The organism is Microbacterium alkaliflavum, from assembly GCF_044325405.1.
GTDB lineage: Bacteria > Actinomycetota > Actinomycetes > Actinomycetales > Microbacteriaceae > Microbacterium > Microbacterium alkaliflavum.
Window position 1 is genome coordinate 159840 of the sequence record NZ_JBIQWL010000003.1, and the last position, 15818, is coordinate 175657.

13 protein-coding genes are annotated in these 15818 nt (G+C 69.7%); 4 read left to right on the forward strand and 9 right to left on the reverse strand.

Translation table 11 applies throughout. The features are described 5' to 3' along the window. Positions 1-843 precede the first annotated feature (843 nt). From ACH3VR_RS09800 to ACH3VR_RS09810, 3 genes are all read right to left on the reverse strand, one after another. Entirely contained in the window at positions 844-2775 is a 1932-nt protein-coding gene (locus ACH3VR_RS09800) for an ABC transporter ATP-binding protein (protein ID WP_396640602.1), read from the reverse strand. 45 nt (positions 2776-2820) lie between these two features. Beyond that, the gene (locus tag ACH3VR_RS09805) at positions 2821-3033 is read right to left on the reverse strand and encodes an AsnC family protein (RefSeq protein WP_396640603.1); all 213 of its coding nucleotides are present in this window, start codon (positions 3031-3033) and stop codon (positions 2821-2823) included. 124 nt (positions 3034-3157) lie between these two features. Further along, positions 3158-4648, reverse strand: coding sequence for an aldehyde dehydrogenase family protein (locus tag ACH3VR_RS09810; RefSeq protein ID WP_396640604.1), 1491 nt, complete (start codon positions 4646-4648; stop codon positions 3158-3160). Positions 4649-4887: 239 nt separating this feature from the next. Between ACH3VR_RS09810 and ACH3VR_RS09815 the strand changes: the two genes are divergently transcribed. Further along, on the forward strand, positions 4888-5547 hold the full coding sequence (locus ACH3VR_RS09815) for a GntR family transcriptional regulator (protein ID WP_396640605.1): 660 nt from the start codon (positions 4888-4890) through the stop codon (positions 5545-5547). Between the two features lie 217 nt (positions 5548-5764). Here ACH3VR_RS09815 and ACH3VR_RS09820 read toward each other — a convergent pair whose 3' ends face one another. The 5 genes from ACH3VR_RS09820 to ACH3VR_RS09840 are packed head-to-tail and all read right to left on the reverse strand — an operon-like array spanning position 5765 to position 10470. Beyond that, entirely contained in the window at positions 5765-7030 is a 1266-nt protein-coding gene (locus ACH3VR_RS09820) for an ABC transporter substrate-binding protein (RefSeq protein WP_396640606.1), read from the reverse strand. After that, on the reverse strand, positions 7027-8106 hold the full coding sequence (locus ACH3VR_RS09825; RefSeq protein ID WP_396640607.1) for a branched-chain amino acid ABC transporter permease: 1080 nt from the start codon (positions 8104-8106) through the stop codon (positions 7027-7029). Before ACH3VR_RS09825 ends, ACH3VR_RS09820 begins: the two co-directional genes overlap by 4 nt. Next, positions 8106-8987 carry a branched-chain amino acid ABC transporter permease gene (locus ACH3VR_RS09830; protein WP_396640608.1) on the reverse strand — a complete coding sequence of 294 codons (882 nt, stop codon included), beginning with the start codon at positions 8985-8987 and terminating at the stop codon, positions 8106-8108. The genes ACH3VR_RS09825 and ACH3VR_RS09830 overlap by 1 nt, the downstream gene beginning before the upstream one ends. Before the next feature lie 3 nt (positions 8988-8990). Beyond that, positions 8991-9701, reverse strand: coding sequence for an ABC transporter ATP-binding protein (locus ACH3VR_RS09835; protein WP_396640609.1), 711 nt, complete (start codon positions 9699-9701; stop codon positions 8991-8993). Then, positions 9688-10470: an ABC transporter ATP-binding protein gene (locus tag ACH3VR_RS09840; RefSeq protein WP_396640610.1), complete on the reverse strand. Its 783-nt coding sequence runs from the start codon at positions 10468-10470 to the stop codon at positions 9688-9690. Before ACH3VR_RS09840 ends, ACH3VR_RS09835 begins: the two co-directional genes overlap by 14 nt. 304 nt (positions 10471-10774) lie before the next feature. Between ACH3VR_RS09840 and ACH3VR_RS09845 the strand changes: the two genes are divergently transcribed. The 3 genes from ACH3VR_RS09845 (at position 10775) to ACH3VR_RS09855 (ending at position 13902) form a co-directional block, all read left to right on the forward strand. After that, entirely contained in the window at positions 10775-12157 is a 1383-nt protein-coding gene (locus ACH3VR_RS09845; protein ID WP_396640611.1) for an aminomethyl transferase family protein, read from the forward strand. A gap of 75 nt (positions 12158-12232) precedes the next feature. Beyond that, entirely contained in the window at positions 12233-13129 is an 897-nt protein-coding gene (locus tag ACH3VR_RS09850; protein ID WP_396640612.1) for an IclR family transcriptional regulator, read from the forward strand. After that, the gene (locus ACH3VR_RS09855) at positions 13126-13902 is read left to right on the forward strand and encodes a DUF1932 domain-containing protein (protein WP_396640613.1); all 777 of its coding nucleotides are present in this window, start codon (positions 13126-13128) and stop codon (positions 13900-13902) included. Before ACH3VR_RS09850 ends, ACH3VR_RS09855 begins: the two co-directional genes overlap by 4 nt. Positions 13903-14043: 141 nt before the next feature. Here the strand turns inward: ACH3VR_RS09855 and ACH3VR_RS09860 are convergent, their stop codons facing one another. After that, entirely contained in the window at positions 14044-15678 is a 1635-nt protein-coding gene (locus ACH3VR_RS09860; protein WP_396640614.1) for a tannase/feruloyl esterase family alpha/beta hydrolase, read from the reverse strand. Positions 15679-15818: the final 140 nt, after the last annotated feature.

A 15818-nucleotide genomic window follows, 5' to 3' on the forward strand; every position in this document is an offset into this window, starting at 1 on the left:
GCCTGACCTCCGAGGAGCGCCCTTTTTCGGTCCCCGAGCTTGTCGAGGGGTCGACGCCTGACCTCCGAGGAGCGCCCTTTTTCGGTCCCCGAGCTTGTCGAGGGGTCGACGCCTGACCTCCGAGGAGCGCCCTTTTTCGGTCCCCGAGCTTGTCGAGGGGTCGACGCCTGACCTCCGAGGAGCGCCCTTTTTCGGTCCCCGAGCTTGTCGAGGGGTCGACGCCTGACCTCCGAGGAGCGCCCTTTTTCGGTCCCCGAGCTTGTCGAGGGGTCGACGCCTGACCTCCGAGGAGCGCCCTTTTTCGGTCCCCGAGCTTGTCGAGGGGTCGACGCCTGACCTCCGAGGAGCGCCCTTTTTCGGTCCCCGAGCTTGTCGAGGGGTCGACGCCTGACCTCCGAGGAGCGCCCTTTTTCGGTCCCCGAGCTTGTCGAGGGGTCGACGCCTGACCTCCGAGGAGCGCCCTTTTTCGGTCCCCGAGCTTGTCGAGGGGTCGACGCCTGACCTCCGAGGAGCGCCCTTTTTCGGTCCCCGAGCTTGTCGAGGGGTCGACGCCTGACCTCCGAGGAGCGCCCTTTTTCGGTCCCCGAGCTTGTCGAGGGGTCGACGCCTGACCTCCGAGGAGCGCCCTTTTTCGGTCCCCGAGCTTGTCGAGGGGTCGACGCCTGACCTCCGAGGAGCGCCCTTTTTCGGTCCCCGAGCTTGTCGAGGGGTCGACGCCTGACCTCCGAGGAGCGCCCTTTTTCGGTCGCGAGCTTGTCGAGGGGTCGACGCCAGACCTCTCCTCGCGGGTACGGGCTTCGACGCTTCGACAAGCTCAGCGACCGGGGAGATCGCGCCTCGCCGTCAGACGAGGAGCTGGTGCCTCGCGAGGTCGCGGTAGAGCGGCGTCGACTCGACGAGCTCGGAGTGCGTGCCCTGGCCGACGACGCGGCCGCGGTCCATCACGACGATGTGGTCGCTGTCGACGACGGTCGAGAGGCGGTGCGCGATGACCACGAGCGTCCGGCCCGTCGCGACGGCGTCGATCGCGTCGCGCATGCGCTGCTCGTTGAGCCCGTCGAGCGACGAGGTCGACTCGTCGAGCAGCAGGATCGGCGGAGCCGCGAGCAGGGCGCGGGCGATCGCGAGGCGCTGGCGCTCGCCGCCCGACAGCATGACGCCGCTCTCGCCGACGGGCGCCTCGATGCCCAGCGGGTTGCGCTCGAGCACTTCGCCGAGATTGACCGCGCGGAGCACGCGCTCGCAGTCGGAATCGGATGCCTCGGGCGACGCGAGCCGAAGGTTCTCGGCGATCGTGCCGGCGAGAGTCGGGGCATCCTGCTCGACGTAGCCGAGCTGCGCGCGCAGCTCATCGCGGTCGAGCGTGCGCACGTCGTCGCCGCCGAGCAGCACCGCACCCGCCGTCGGGTCGTAGAACCGCTCGATGAGCGCGAGGGTCGTGCTCTTGCCGGCTCCCGACGGGCCGACGAGCGCGACGCGTGCGCCGCGCGGCACCGAGAACGAGACGCCGCGCAGCACCTCCGCGGAGACGTCCGTCTCCTCCGGCATCGGCGTGCCGTCGGCCTCGGCGAGGCGGCGCAGGTCGTCGGCGACCGACTTGTCGACGTGGGCGTCCTCGAGGGCGGCGAGGGCCGCGTCCTCGGCCTTGCGGCGCGCGGCCACGACCGCTTCGGGATACCGGAAGCGCACGTCGCGGAACTCGATCGCCGCGGCCGGCGTCTCCGCGGCGGGCTCACGCTCGCCGACGGAGGCCGCGATCGCGGCATCCGCCTGCGTCTCCGTCGGCAGGTCGAGGATCTCCTGGATGCGGCCGAGCGCGCCGAGGGCCTGGTTGACCGACGTGAAGGCGCCGAAGAAGGTGCCGAGGGGAGCGACGAGCATGAACAGGAACATGACGAAGGTCACGAGCGCAGCGACCGAGATCGCGCCTGCCGCGACCCGCAGGCCGCCGACACCGAGCACGACGAGCAGCGACAGCTGCAGCGCGATGCCCGCGACCGGCACGATCAGCGCCGACACCTTCGCGATGCGCACGCCTTGGTCGTAGGCATCGCTCGCGAGGCCCGAGATCGCCTGCTCCTCACGGCCGCTCGCACCCGAGGCGCGCACCGTGCGGATCGATCCGATGGCCCGCTCGACGCCCGACGCGAGCTCGCCGACCTTCTCCTGCTGGTCGCGCGTGGCCTTGCGGATCCGGCCGCTGAGAAGACCCACGGTCGCGATCGAGGCACCGATCACGATGACGATGAGCCCCAGCAGGACGGGGTCGATGATCGCCATCGCGACGAGGGCGCCGAGGAAGATGAGGCCGTTGCCGACCGCGTCTGCGAGTCCCTGAGTGAGGACGGCGTACAGCAGCGTCGTGTCGGTGCCCACGCGCGAGACGAGGTCGCCCGTGCGGCGCGCATCGAACTCGCCGATCGGCAGGTGCAGGATGCGGCCGATGAGCTTGCGGCGCGACGAATAGACGACGGCGGTGCCCGTGCGCTGCAGCAAGTAGTGCTGATAGCCGGAGATGAGGGATGCCACGATGACGAGGCCGACGATGCCCCAGACGAGATAGCCGAGAGCCTCACCGGCCTCGACGCGCCCGATGACGGCGCCGACCAGAAGCGGCTGGGCGAGGGTCGCGACAGCCCCGACGATGCTCAGCAGTGCCACGATCACGAGCACGCGCTTGTGCTCGAAGAGGAACGGCAGCAGCTGCTTGAGGCTCGCGCGCGGGCCTTCCTGAGAAGCGCGGCGGCCGCGGCGCGGCGAGACGGAAGTGGACATGCGGGTTCCCCGTTCTGACTGCTTCGGGAGAAGTGGGCGAAAGCCCTACCTACGACCGTACTTCTTGTGCACGGCCTGCTTGCTCACACCGAGGGCGTCGGCGATCGCGAGCCACGAGTATCCCTGCGCCCGAGCGCGCCGCACCTGCTCGGCCTCCGCCCGGGAGAGGTCTGCGTGCAGGGCGCGCAGCCTGCGCAGCTCGGGAAGGGGATCGCCGCCCTCTGCCGCGCCGATAGCGGTGCGTATGTCGTCGCTCACGTCGTCAACTCTAGTTGACGAACCGGGATGCCGTCAACCGAAGTTGACGGCATGAGTCGCCGCGCAAAAGGCCCGGCCCCGCCGAAGCGGAGCCGGGCCTCCCTGCTGGAACAGGTCGTGCACTCTAGTGAGCCATTGCGGCGAGCGCCTCCGGATCGATCGTGGCGATGGAGCGGGTGTCCTGGAAGGCGCGGACGCCTTCGATGCCCTGCTCGCGTCCAATGCCGGACTGCTTCATGCCGCCGAACGGTGCGCGCAGGTCGAGGCGTGTGGCGCCGTGGTCGTTGACCCAGACGTACCCGCACACGAGTTGCGATCCGACGCGCTGCGCGGACTCGGGCGATGCCGTCCAGACCGAGCCGCACAGGCCGCCCCACGTGTCGTTCGCCGCGGCGATCGCCTCGTCCTCGGTGTCGAACGGGATGATCGGGATGACGGGCCCGAACTGCTCCTGCGTCACGACCCGCAGGGCCGGGTCGGGGTCGAGCACGATCGCCGGACGCAGGAAGTTGCCGCCTTCCAGATCGCCGCCGGGGAGTTCGCCGAACTCGCGGACGTCGGCGCCGGCATCCTTCGCCTCCTGGATGATGTCGGCCACGAAGGCCTTCTGCACGGGCGAGTGCAGCGGTCCCATCGTGGTGCCCTCGTCGAGCCCGTACCCGATGACGGCTTTGTCGAGGCGGTCGGACAGCCCTGCGACGACCTCGTCGACACGCGAGCGGTGCACGTAGATCCGCTTCGCGTTCATGCAGATCTGGCCCGTCGTGTCGAAGATCGCCGCGTACAGACGGTCGAGGTGCGCGTCGTCGAGGATCGCGTCTTCGAGGAAGACCGCCGCATCGTTGCCGCCCAGCTCGAGCGTGACGCGCGTCAGCGTCTTCGAGGCCATCTCCATGATCCGCTTGCCGCCGTTGACGCTCCCCGTGAAGCACACCTTGTCGACGTCGCTGATCAGGCCGGCCATGTTCTCGTCCTTGCCTGTCACGACGTTGAGCACGCCGGGCGGCAGCTTCTCGGCCACGCGCTGTACGACGCGCGTGGTCGCGAGCGGTGCGGAGGGCGGCGGCTTGACGATCGCCGTGTTGCCGGCGAGAAGCGCGTGCGGGAGGGACGCGCCCAGGATCGCGATGGGCCAGTTGAACGGCACGATGACCGTCACGACGCCCAGTGGCTGATACGACACGTCGGTCGAGACGGGGATCGCCCCGGGCACGACGGGAAGCGTGTGCCCCTGATCGACGTCGTCCGCGAGCATGAGGGCGAGGTTCCAGCGGATCTCGAAGACGAGCGCGTCGACCCAGCCCTCGAAGCGCACCTTGCCGTTCTCCTGCGAGAGGATCGCGGCGTCGGTGTCGCGGTCGTCGGCGATGCCGGCGATCGCCTCCGCCATCTTCGCGGCCCGCTCCTGCGGCGTCAGCGCCGCCCAGGCCGGGTACGCCGCCCTCGCCGCCGCGACCGCGTCGGCCACGTCATCGGGGCTCGCCGACGCCGCGTGGCCGACGATGACACCCGGCTTGCCGGGGTCGGGAATCGTGAGCGACTCGGCCGCCTCGCGCACCTCGCCGCCGATGTAGAGCCCCGTCGTGACCGGGGCATCCGTCACTGTGTTCGACAACTCGTCCACCTCTCTGTGTGTCTCCGGCGCGTCGAGCACGCGCCGTCGTCGTGGGGGTCCGGGGAGGGGAGGGTCGACTGCCGCGCTCGCCGCGGACGCACGATTACAGCGTGCCCCCGGCGCGGCATCCTGGCAAGATTGCAGACAAAATCCCGTGCAATTTCGTATGCAATGCCGAGGGCGGCGGATAGCCTAGTGCCAGACGGCTCGCCGTCCGCGCAACCGAAGGGAACCGGGGGATGACCGACACCGTCGTCGTCGAGGAGGTCGACGCCGTGGCGCGCCCCGACCTGACGCAGCAGATCCGTGACGCGATCCTCGGTGCGGAGTTCGCGCCGCATCAGCGGCTCATCGAGGCGGATCTCAGCGAGCGCTACGACGCGTCGCGCGCCGCGGTGCGCACGGCGCTGCTCAACCTCACGAGCGAGGGTCTCGTCGAGCGCGTGCCCAACCGCGGCGCGCGCGTCCGCGCGATCAGCGTCGACGAGGCCGTCGAGATCGTCGAGGTGCGCATCGGCCTCGAGACCCTGTGCGCTCGCAAGGCCGCCGAGAACCTGTCCGACGACGACGCCCGCGAGCTGCGACGCCTGCGCGACGCGATCACGGCGGCCGTGGCATCCGGGAACCTCGTCGAGTACTCCCGCCTCAATCAGGAGCTCGACCGCCGCATCCGCGAGCTCAGCCGGCACACAACCGCGACCCAGCTGCTCGAGCGGCTGCGGGCGCAGTCGGCGCGCCACCAGTTCCGCCTGGCCTTCCATCCCGGTCGCGCCGCGCAGTCGGCGCCCGAGCACATCGCCATCATCGACGCGATCCTCGCGAAGGATCCGGATGCCGCCGAGGCGGCCACCCGCGCCCACTTGAGCGGCATCGTCGAGGTGCTCCACAGCCTCGACTGAGGAGGCCTGTCGCTCGCCCGCGGCATCGTGCGGGTGCCGGCGGCCTCGACCCGCGATTCGCCGCGGGTGAGCATCCCGGGCATGTCGCTCGCCCGCGGAATCCTGCGGGTGCCGGCGGCCTCGACCCGCAGTATGCCGCGGCTGAGCCGAAGCGGCCGAGACAAAAGCGAAGAGGCGGCCCGCTCACGCGGACCGCCTCTTCCCGTTCAGCCGGAGATCACTGCCAGCTGGTGGCCGGGGCGTAGCCCTTGCCGTTGTACTTCTGCACCTGGACGGTGGAGACGGCGGGGAGGCCGTCCTCGGTCGTGTTGACGCTCGAGCCCTCGAGCATGAGGGGTGCGACGTAGTCCTTGACGGAGCGGAGCTCCTTCATGAAGTCGTCGCGCGTGGGCTCGGTCATCTTCTGGAAGACCTGGTCGAGCGTCGCGCCGACCTGGTACGACCACACGCAGTGCGGGAACGCGGGGGTGTCCGGGTAGTCCGCGTACTGCTTGAGGTCGGCGAGGAACGTCTTGCCGTCCTCGCTGTCGGCGAAGGTCGGCGCCGCTGCCGACTGCGCGAACGCGACGGTGTAGACGCCAGGGAACGCCGAGGCGCCGCCGGGCTCGAGGATCGCGCTGGGGCTCGAGGTGTTCGAGGGGAGGAACCAGCTGGGCTTCCAGCCCAGCTCCTGCGTCTTCTGCAGCGACGAGATCACGAGGGGCGTGATCGACATCGCATTGAAGAAGACGTCGGCGCCCGAGCCGGCGAGCTCGGTCAGCTGCGCGTCGACCGACGTGTCGGTCGCCTCGTAGGTGAGCTCCTTGACGATCTCGATGTTCTTGGCGCCCTCGATGCCCTTCTTGAAGCCCTCGACGTAGCCCTGGCCGTAGTCGTCGTTCTGCGACAGGATCGCGACCTTGTGGTTGTCGGTCGAGGAGGCGAGGAGCTTTCCGAAGGCCTCGCCCTCGTTCTGGTAGATCGGCACGTAGCCGAGCTGCCACGGGCTCTGCTTCTGGTCGGAGAAGATCGGGTCGCCCGTCATGATGAGAGCCTGGGGCACCTTGTCGGCGATGGCCGCCTCGCGCCAGGCGCGGTTGGTCGGCGTGCCGAGTCCGGCCGTCATGGCGAAGACGCTGTCCTTGAGCTGGTCGTAGTTGGCCGCGGCCTTCTGCGGGTCGTACGCGTCGTCGAGCGCCTTGATCTCGACCTTGCGCGTCTTGCCGTCGCCGAACTTGACGCCGCCGTCGGCGTTCTTGGCGCCGAAGTAGGCCGTGATGCCGGCGACCGTGCACGTGCCGGGGCCGGCGGTCGCGCCGGACAGGGGCGTCGTGATGCCGAGCGTGATGCTGTCGTCGGTGATGCCGGGGCTCGCCGCGGCGGCACCGCTCTCGGACGGGTTTCCGCTTTCGCCTCCGCGGGAGCAGCCGGCTGCGAGGAGGGCGACGATGCCCAGACCTGCGACGACCGACACGGCCCGCATCCTGGTGCGGTGACTGATCATGTGTCTTGCCTCTCTTGTGACTCTGTGGGTGGGGGGATGGAGACGTCGGCGCCCTGCGCGCCGGCCGAGGAGGGGGTGGATGCCGCAGCCCGCGCCGCTGCGGTGCCACCGGTGTGCCCGCCGCCGCGCCGGCGCCACAGCCGAGGCAGCGAGACGAGGCCGCCGGGCAGGATGAAGAGGACGACGAGCAGGATGGCGCCCTGCAGCACGGCGGTGAGGCCCGGGTCGACGAGGTTCGTGAGCTGCGGAGCGAGCACGTAGTACGCGCCGCCGAGGAGCGACCCGATGATGCTTCCCGCGCCGCCGATCACCATCGAGGCGACCAGCGTGATCGAGTGGCCGAAGTTGAGCGTCTCGGGCGACGTGTACTCGATGACGACCATGTAGAGGAAGCCGCTCACGCCGCCGAGGAGCGATGCCACGGTGAAGGCGAGCACCTTGTACCGGTACGGCGAGATGCCCATCGACGAGGCCACGGCTTCATTGCCCTTGACGATCGCGAAGGCGCGACCGTACTTGCCGCGCACGAGGTTGCGCGTGAGCAGGAACGAGATGCCCCCGATGAGCAGCACGATGTAGAGCTGCCACTGGTCGTTGTAGAGGCCCGTCCATTCGGGGGCATCCGTGAACCGCGCCGAGATGCCCTGCGATCCGCCGGTGAAGTCGGACAGGCGCTTGGCGAGCGGCACGCCGACGATCGGCAGTGCGATCGTGACCATGGCGATCGCCAGGCCGCCCAGCCGCGCGGCGGCGAGGGCGACGAGCAGGCCCGTCACGGCCGGGATGATGCAGGCCAGGACGAACACGAGGACGATGTTCCAGCCCTGCTCGACGCCGTATGCGGTGACGTAGGCGCCGAGGCCGAGGAAGAAGATCTGGCCCAGCGAGACCTGGCCCGTGTACCCCATGACGACGTTGAGTCCGAGCACCGCGACGGCGAAGACGCCGATGCGGGCGAGGGTCGTGTTGGCGAGCTCGGGGAGGAGAAGCGGCAAGACGATCATCGCCACGACGATGAGGGCGACGCCGGTCCAGCGGACCCAGGGCTTGTGCAGGAAGGCGGTGGCGGAGGACATCAGACGCGCACCACCGCTTTCCGGCCGAACAGGCCCTGGGGTCGGATGATCAGCACGACGAAGATCATGATGAACGGCACCGCGATCTTGAGGTCGTGGCCGATGAAGGGCACGTACACGGCGGCGAGGTTCTCCAGGACGCCGATGAGCCACGCCGCGATGACGACGCCGATGGGGCTCGTGAGGCCGCCGATGATCACCGCGGCGAGCGCGTAGACGAGCGCGCCGTCCATCATGTTCGGCGTCAATGTGAGCTGTGGGGCGACGAGGGCGCCGGCGACCGCGCCGAGTCCTGCCGCGAGTCCCCAGCCCACCATGAGGAGCCTCCCCACGGGCATTCCCGAGAAGGCGGCCGACTGCGGGTTGATCGCGACGGCTCGGAGCGCGAGGCCGAGCTTCGTGCCGAGGAACAGGAGCTGCAAGAGGACCATGATCGCGACGATCACGAGGATCGTGCCGAGCGAGCGCACGCTGATCACGGCGCCCGCGATCGTGATCGTCTCCAGCGGGAAGAGGGACGGGAAGAGCCTGTTGTTGTACGACCAGATCCACGCGCACACGCCGGTGATGAGGGTCAGAAGGCCGATCGTCACGACGACCGCCGTGTCTGGATCGCCGCCCTCGAACTTGCGCATGAGGAACCGCTCGACGATCGCCCCGATGACGAATGACACGACGATCGAGAGCAGGATCGCGAGCAGGAGCGGCACGTTCCACGCCGTCAGCTGCCAGGCGACGTAGGCCGACAGCACCGCCATGCCGCCCTGCGCGAAGTTGATCAGGCCTGTCGCCTGATTCACGAGCACGATGGCGAGCGCGAGCGCCGCGTAGATCGAACCGGTCGAGAGGCCGTCGACGACGAGCTGGATGAAGGTCCCCATGCGTCAGCCCCCCAGATAGGCGCGGCGGATCTCGTCCATGCCCTTGAGCTCTGCTGAGGAGCCCGTGAGCACGTTTCGGCCCGTCTCGAGCACCGTCGCGCTGTCGACCAGGGTGAAGGCGAGGTTGGCGTTCTGCTCGACGACGACCATGGCGATGCCCGACTCGATGCGCAGGCGACGGATCGCCTCGTAGACGGTCTTCGCCGTGCTCGGCGCGAGTCCCAGGGATGCCTCGTCCAGCAGCAGCAGCCGCGGCTTGGACATGATCGCGCGCCCGACCGCGAGCATCTGCTGCTCACCGCCCGACAGCGCCGACGCGTTGGACTTGATGCGCTCCTTCAGCTGCGGGAACAGGTCGATGCAGTAGTCGATGTCGGATTGGATGCCCTTGCGGTCCTTGCGCTTGTACGCCCCGACGCGGAGGTTCTCGCGCACGGTGAGATCGCCCAGCGTCCCCCGGCCCTCCGGCACATGCGCGATGCCGAGCCCCGCGACCTGGTCGGGCCGGAGGCCGCGGATGTCCTTGCCGTCGAAGACGATCGAGCCGCCCGCGCGGACGGTGCCGCTGATCGCGCGCAGCGTCGTTGTCTTGCCCGCGCCGTTGGCTCCGAGGATGCCGACGGCGCCGCCGTCCGGCACGCTCAGCGACACGGCGTCGAGCACCTGCACAGGGCCGTAGAACGCGGTGACGTCGGTGAGCTCAAGCAGCGTCATCCGCGGCATCCTTTCCGATGTAGGCCTCGATGACGCGCGGGTCGGACTGCGCCTCGGCGGCGCTGCCCTCCATGAGCTTGCGTCCGTGGTCGAGCACGACGACGCGGTCGGTGAGTGCCGCGATGAGTCCCATGTGGTGCTCGACGATGACGACCGTGATGTCGTCGTCGGTGCGCACGCGGCGGACCGTCTCGATGAGCTGCTCCACCTCGCTGTGGGGCAGGCCCGCGGCGGGCTCGTCGAGCAGCAGCAGACGCGGCCGCATGAGGAGTGCGCGGCACAGCTCGACGCCCTTGTGCAGGCCGTGCGACAGCTCGTCGGCCGGCAGGTTCGCGGCCCAGCCCAGGCCGTTGCGCTCGAGGAGCGCGAGCGCCTCGTCGCGCAGCGCGCGCTCGGAGCGCCACGTGCGGGGGAGGCGCAACGACCATTCCACGGGGCCGCCGGGCAGACGAGTGTGGGCGCCGAGGAGCACGTTCTCGAGCACCGTCGAGTGCAGCTGCAGGGCGGGGTGCTGGAACGTGCGGGCGAGACCGTGCTTCGCGAGGGTCGCGGGGCGCGATCCGCTGACTTCGGCGTCGTCGATCGTGATCGATCCCGCCGACGGCTTGTAGTGGCCGCTGATGCAGTTGAACAGCGAGGTCTTGCCGGCGCCGTTCGGGCCCACGAGCCCGAAGATCTGCCCGGGCTCCACTGTGAACGAGACATCCTGCAGCACTTTGATGCCACCGAACTGCAGACTCACGTCCTGCAGTGTCAGTCGAGCGGCCATGCTCACCCTTCGCGTCGTCGCGTCATCCGGTTCGGGCACGGGTCGGGTCGACAGGACGACCTGTCCCCGTGAATGGGACGGTACGTATTCGCGCTCAGATTGTCAACGATTTTGGCGTGATTCCCGTGACCGTATCCGAATCGTGACCGGTGGGACGGATGGTCCCGGGTCTGAGCGGCTCGGCAGCCATCGTCGCCCGGCGGGAGAAGCATCCCCTCGACTTGTTCCGTTGAACGGAAGTCGCGATGCCGGGCTTCCGTGGGGTTCGTAGCGTGGCCGTCACCACCCGACAGGAAGGCCGACGATGACGTCCGAATCTCTCGCTGAGGCGATCACCCGCGCGGGCAGCCCCGTGGAGCTGCTGCGCAACCAGAACTGGCCCGCGTTCACGTTCCCGGTCGCGCCGGAGTTCACGAACTGGCGCGACGAGCAGCGCGCGTGGAACACGAGCGTCGCGCTCATGGACCAGTCCCACCACATGACCCAGCTGTTCCTGCACGGCGCCGACCTCATCCCGCTGCTCGAGTCGATCTCGCCGAACACGTTCGGAACGTTCCGCCCGGGCGTCGCCAAGCAGCTCATCTCGGTCAATCAGGACGGCTACCTGATCGGCGACGGCATCCTCTTCTACAACTCCGAGGGCCCCGAGGGGCTCGTGCTCATCGGCCACCACCTGCTGATCGACTGGGTGCGCTTCAACGCCGAGAAGGCGGCCGCCGCGGGCAAGGACGTGCACCACCGTCTCGAGGCGAATTCGCACATGCGGCAGGGGCCGCCCACGTTCTACCGCTACGAGCTTCAGGGGCCGCACGCGAACGAGGTCATGGAGAAGCTGTTCGGCGGACCCGTGCCCGAGGTGAAGTTCTTCCACATCGCCGACTTCACCATCGCCGGCAAGAACGTCAAGGCGTTGCGCCACGGCATGGCCGGGCAGCCTGGCTTCGAGTTCTTCGGACCCTGGGAGGACAGCCAGGTCGTGCTCGACGCGATCCTCGACGCCGGTGCCGAGTTCGACATCAAGCGCGTGGGAGCCAAGGCCTACTCGGCGACGCCGCTCGAGTCGGGCTGGGTGCCGACCCCGTTCCCGGCGATCTTCGACGAGGACTTCGCCGAGTACCGCGAGTGGCTGCCCGCGGCGCGCGCGGGCTCGATCGGAGGGTCGCTGTACTCCGACGACATCCACGAGTTCTACCTGACGCCCTACGACATCGGGCTCGGCAAGTCGGTGCGCTTCGACCACGACTTCCACGGCCGCGCGGCTCTCGAGAAGCACGCCGAGAACCAGCGGCGCCGCAAGGTCACGCTCCTGTGGAACGCCGAGGATGTCGCGGCCGTCGTGCGCTCGCAGCTCGAGCCGGGCACGCCCGCCAAGTTCCTCGACTTCCCGAAGGCGCGCTACGGCCTGTTCCAGATGGACGAGGTCGTGCAGTCGGGCCGCCGCGTCGGCATCTCCACCGACGCCGGGTACATCGCCTACGACCAGCTGTACATGTCCCTCGCGACACTCGATCTCGACGTCGCCGACGGTGACGAGGTCGAGGTCGTGTGGGGAGAGAACCCGATCTCGCGGAAGGACGCCGTCGACGCCGACCACCGCCAGGTGCACATCCGCGCGACGGTGGCCCCCGCGCCGTATCACGAGTGGGCGCGCACCGTGTATCGCGCCGACGCGGCCGTCCCGGCGTAGATCGCCGCATCCGTGCTGCCCCGATTCCGATCAACGGAATCGGGGTAGCATGGCGCGGTCGAGGGAGTTGGCGACGTGGCACGTGGTTCCGACGGCGAGTCCGTCCTGCACAAGCACCTGCGGGTGCTGCAGGCGTTCGACGCGCTGCGCCCGTTCCTGACGCTGACCGAGATCGCGGATGCCTCGGGCCTCGCGCTCTCGACGGCGCACCGCCTCGTGGCCGAGCTCGAGCGCGAGGGCCTGCTCGAGCGCCTGCCCGATCGCACCTATCGGCTCGGCGTGCGACTGTGGGAGTTCGCTTCGCGCACGCCCGGCGCCCTCGGCCTGCGGGAGCTGGCCCGCCCCTGGCTCGGCGCCGTGCATTCGCGCGTGCGGCAGCATACGCAGCTCGGCGTCCTGAGCGGCCGCGACGTGCTGTTCATCGAGCGGATGTCGACACGGGATGCCGTGCTCAACCTGACGCTGATCGGCGGTCGCACCCCGCTCCCCGTGAGCTCGAGCGGGCTCGTGCTGCTCGCGCACGCCGCGCCCGCCCTCGTGGACGAGGTCATCGCGGCGGGGTGGCCGGCCTACACGCCCGAGACGATCCGCCGCGACGCGCTCCGCGACAGGCTGCGGCACGTGCGGGCCGACGGCTTCGCCGTCACGAACGGGCAGATCCACGCCGAGTCGCGCGGTATCGCCGTGCCGGTACTCGGACCGCACGGCGCCGTGTACGCCGCGATCGGCGTCGTCGTCGCCAACGACGGCACGTCGCCGCAGCCGGCGATCGAGCTGCTCACCGTCGCGGCAGCCGGCATCACGCGCGCGCTCGAAGAGGCCTACCTGCCCGACGGCGGGGGAGCCACGCACGACGGCGCGCGCGGGCTGCGCGCGCTCGTGACGTCGTCGCAGCGGTCGCTCGACTACTTCGAGTCGCTCGAGGCGACGCCGTGGCCGACGACCGCAACCCAGGGAGAGCGCACGAGATGACGACGATCGCGATCCTGGGCCTCGGCGAAGCCGGCCGGCTGTACGCCCGGGGGCTCCTCGGCGCGGGCGCCGACGTGCGCGGATACGACCCGCACCACGTGCTCGGCGACCCCGCCGTGCGGCAGGTCCCCGACCTCGCGGAGGCACTCGCGGGCGCCGACGTCGTGCTGAGCCTCGTCGGAGGCGGGGCGGCGGCATCCGTCGCGCGAGAAGCGCTGCCGCTCGTCGGCACCGACGCGGTCTACGCCGACTTCAACACGGCTTCGCCGGAGCTCAAGCGCGACGTGGCGGCGCTCGCCGCGGCCCACGAGGTCGCGATGGCCGACGTCGCCGTGCTCGCGCCCGTGATGCGTGACGCGCACCGCACGCCGCTCCTCGCGAGCGGACCCGGCGCCGCACTCCTCGCCGAGAGGCTCACACCCCTCGGCGTTCCTCTCACGCTCGTCGACGGCGACGCGGGCGATGCCGCTCGGCTGCGCCTGCTGCGGAGCGTCTTCATGAAGGGGCTCGCCGCACTCGTGATCGAGGCCGACACGGCGGCGCAGGCGGTCGGGGCGGGGGACTGGCTGCGCGGGCAGATCGCCGGCGAGCTCGGACCCGACGGCGACGCGCTCGTCGAGCGCCTCATCGCCGGCACGCATCACCACGCGGTGCGGCGCGAGCACGAGGTGCGCGATGCGCTCGCGGCGCTCGAGTCGACGGGGCAGCCGGCCGACATGACCCGCGCGACGCTCGCCTGGTTCGAGCGGATCGTCGCCGAGCACCAGGGCTGAGCGGGTCGTCGCGGAGCACCAGGGCTGAGCGGGTCGTCGCGGAGCACCAGGGCTGAGCGGGTCGTCGCGGAGCACCGGGGCTGAGCGGCGAGGATGGATGCCGGGCGTCGGCGCCCGGCATCCATCCCCTCTCTCACGCGGTCACTGCGTGACGCAGGTGAAGCTCGCGGCCGACGCGGGGTCGGAGCCGGTGTACTTCGGCCAGGCCGGGAACTCGCACATCGGACGTGTGCGACCGGCCGTCGCGGCGTTCGCGTCGGTCATGACGAGGTTCTGCGGCGCGACGCCGTTCTCGACCCAGTTCATGAGCGCGGGCAGGGCGTCGTAGGTGACGCTGAACGGTCCGAACCCGTGCGAGAAGCCGGGCATCTCGTAGTACCGCAGGAAGCCGTCGAGCTTCTTGCCGCTGAAGGCCGCCACCTGCCGCTCGTAGAACGCGCGGGTGTTCTCGGGCACGACGCCGTCGTCGGCGAGACCCGTCGTGAGGATCATCTTGCCGCCGCGCTGCGAGAACTTCGTCAGGTCGACCTGCGTGCTGTCGAGCACCTTGCCGACCTCCTGGATGCGCGCCGACCACTCGTCGAGGTCGAACGTGCGGGTGTCGTAGTTCGGATCCCGCGTCACGATGTTCGTCGCGATGGCGTTGAGCACGGAGTACTGGAAGGCCTCCTTGCCGCTCGCCGGGTATGCCGGCTGCGAGACCGAGCCGAGGTTGAAGGCCGAGTAGAGCGCGCCGTAGTAGATGGGGCTCGCCGGCACGATGCTGTTGCCCTCGATCGGGAAGCCGAGGTCGTGCTCGCTCCCGATCATGTCCGCCGTCGCGATCTGCGCGTCGGACAGGCACGAGTCACCGGTGTCGGCGCCATCCGGGCAGCGCAGCGTCTGCACGTCGAAAGTGCCGAGGCACGTCTTCGTGTCGGAGATGATTCCGTCGGCGACTCCGTCCAGTCCGTCGCACGTCTGGTACACCGCGTGCACGATGAGCTGGGTCTTGGCCTGGTTCAGCCAGCCGATGCCGCCGTCGCGGTAGAGCGCATCGCGGTAGGCGGAGCCGATGCCCGCGTGCATCATGGCCACGTTGTACGCGGGCGTGCCCGACACGACGCCGTCGTAGTCCTTCGGGTAGAGGCCTGCCGCATTGATCGCCTCGTGGCCGCCCTGCGAGAACCCGACGAAGTAGAAGTAGCGCGGCGTCTTCTTGTAGATCTCCTTCATCACGGCGAGCGCGGCGTCGTGCGTCTTCTTGATCGAGTCCGTGCCGTAGTTGGCGAGCGCTTCGTCGTTGAGGCCGAAGGAGGAATCGAATCCCGCGCCCTTGTGACCTCCGTCGGACCCGAGCGTCACGAAGCCCTGCTGCAGCGGCGTGGGCTGACCGGCGGGCTGCAGGCTGTACGCGCCGAGGCCCGTGACGAGCGTGCCGTCGTACCCGCCGCCGCCCATCTGCAGCGCACGCTGGTTCCAGTTCGCCGGAAGGTTCACCTGGAACTCGATGCGCGGAGCCGCCGGGTCGACGGGATGGATGTCGCCGACGACGCGGCATTGCCCGCCCGAGTCCGCGACCCACGTCGCGCTCGTGACGTCGGCGCCCGTCGTGGGCAGGTCGATCTTCTTCGCCGGGATCGTGAAGTCGCCGAGCGCCGCGCAGCGCTGCTCGTCGATTCCCGGCGCGCCGTCGGCGGCCGTCGCGGGGCTCGCGCCCGCCCAGCCCGTGAGGACGGTCGCCCCGAGCACCAGAGCTCCGAATGCCGCCGTGAACGCACTTCTCCTTCTCCGCATGACAACTCCTCTATGAGTTCGCTGTGGGACCGCCGATGGTCCCGCGGCCGAGCCTAGAGCGGATGCAATCCAGAATCGTTAACAATCTTGGAGATGAGAGTTGTCTCATTCTTGGAGGCGAAAAGCCCCGGACGCGACGA

Coding starts and splice junctions, on each gene's coding strand:
- ACH3VR_RS09800 (WP_396640602.1), bottom strand. CDS start 2,775: ATGTCCACTTCCGTCTCGCCGCGCCGCGGCCGCCGCGCTTCTCAGGAA.
- ACH3VR_RS09815 (WP_396640605.1), top strand. CDS start 4,888: ATGACCGACACCGTCGTCGTCGAGGAGGTCGACGCCGTGGCGCGCCCC.
- ACH3VR_RS09820 (WP_396640606.1), bottom strand. CDS start 7,030: ATGATCAGTCACCGCACCAGGATGCGGGCCGTGTCGGTCGTCGCAGGT.
- ACH3VR_RS09825 (WP_396640607.1), bottom strand. CDS start 8,106: ATGTCCTCCGCCACCGCCTTCCTGCACAAGCCCTGGGTCCGCTGGACC.
- ACH3VR_RS09830 (WP_396640608.1), bottom strand. CDS start 8,987: ATGGGGACCTTCATCCAGCTCGTCGTCGACGGCCTCTCGACCGGTTCG.
- ACH3VR_RS09835 (WP_396640609.1), bottom strand. CDS start 9,701: ATGACGCTGCTTGAGCTCACCGACGTCACCGCGTTCTACGGCCCTGTG.
- ACH3VR_RS09840 (WP_396640610.1), bottom strand. CDS start 10,470: ATGGCCGCTCGACTGACACTGCAGGACGTGAGTCTGCAGTTCGGTGGC.
- ACH3VR_RS09845 (WP_396640611.1), top strand. CDS start 10,775: ATGACGTCCGAATCTCTCGCTGAGGCGATCACCCGCGCGGGCAGCCCC.
- ACH3VR_RS09855 (WP_396640613.1), top strand. CDS start 13,126: ATGACGACGATCGCGATCCTGGGCCTCGGCGAAGCCGGCCGGCTGTAC.
- ACH3VR_RS09860 (WP_396640614.1), bottom strand. CDS start 15,678: ATGCGGAGAAGGAGAAGTGCGTTCACGGCGGCATTCGGAGCTCTGGTG.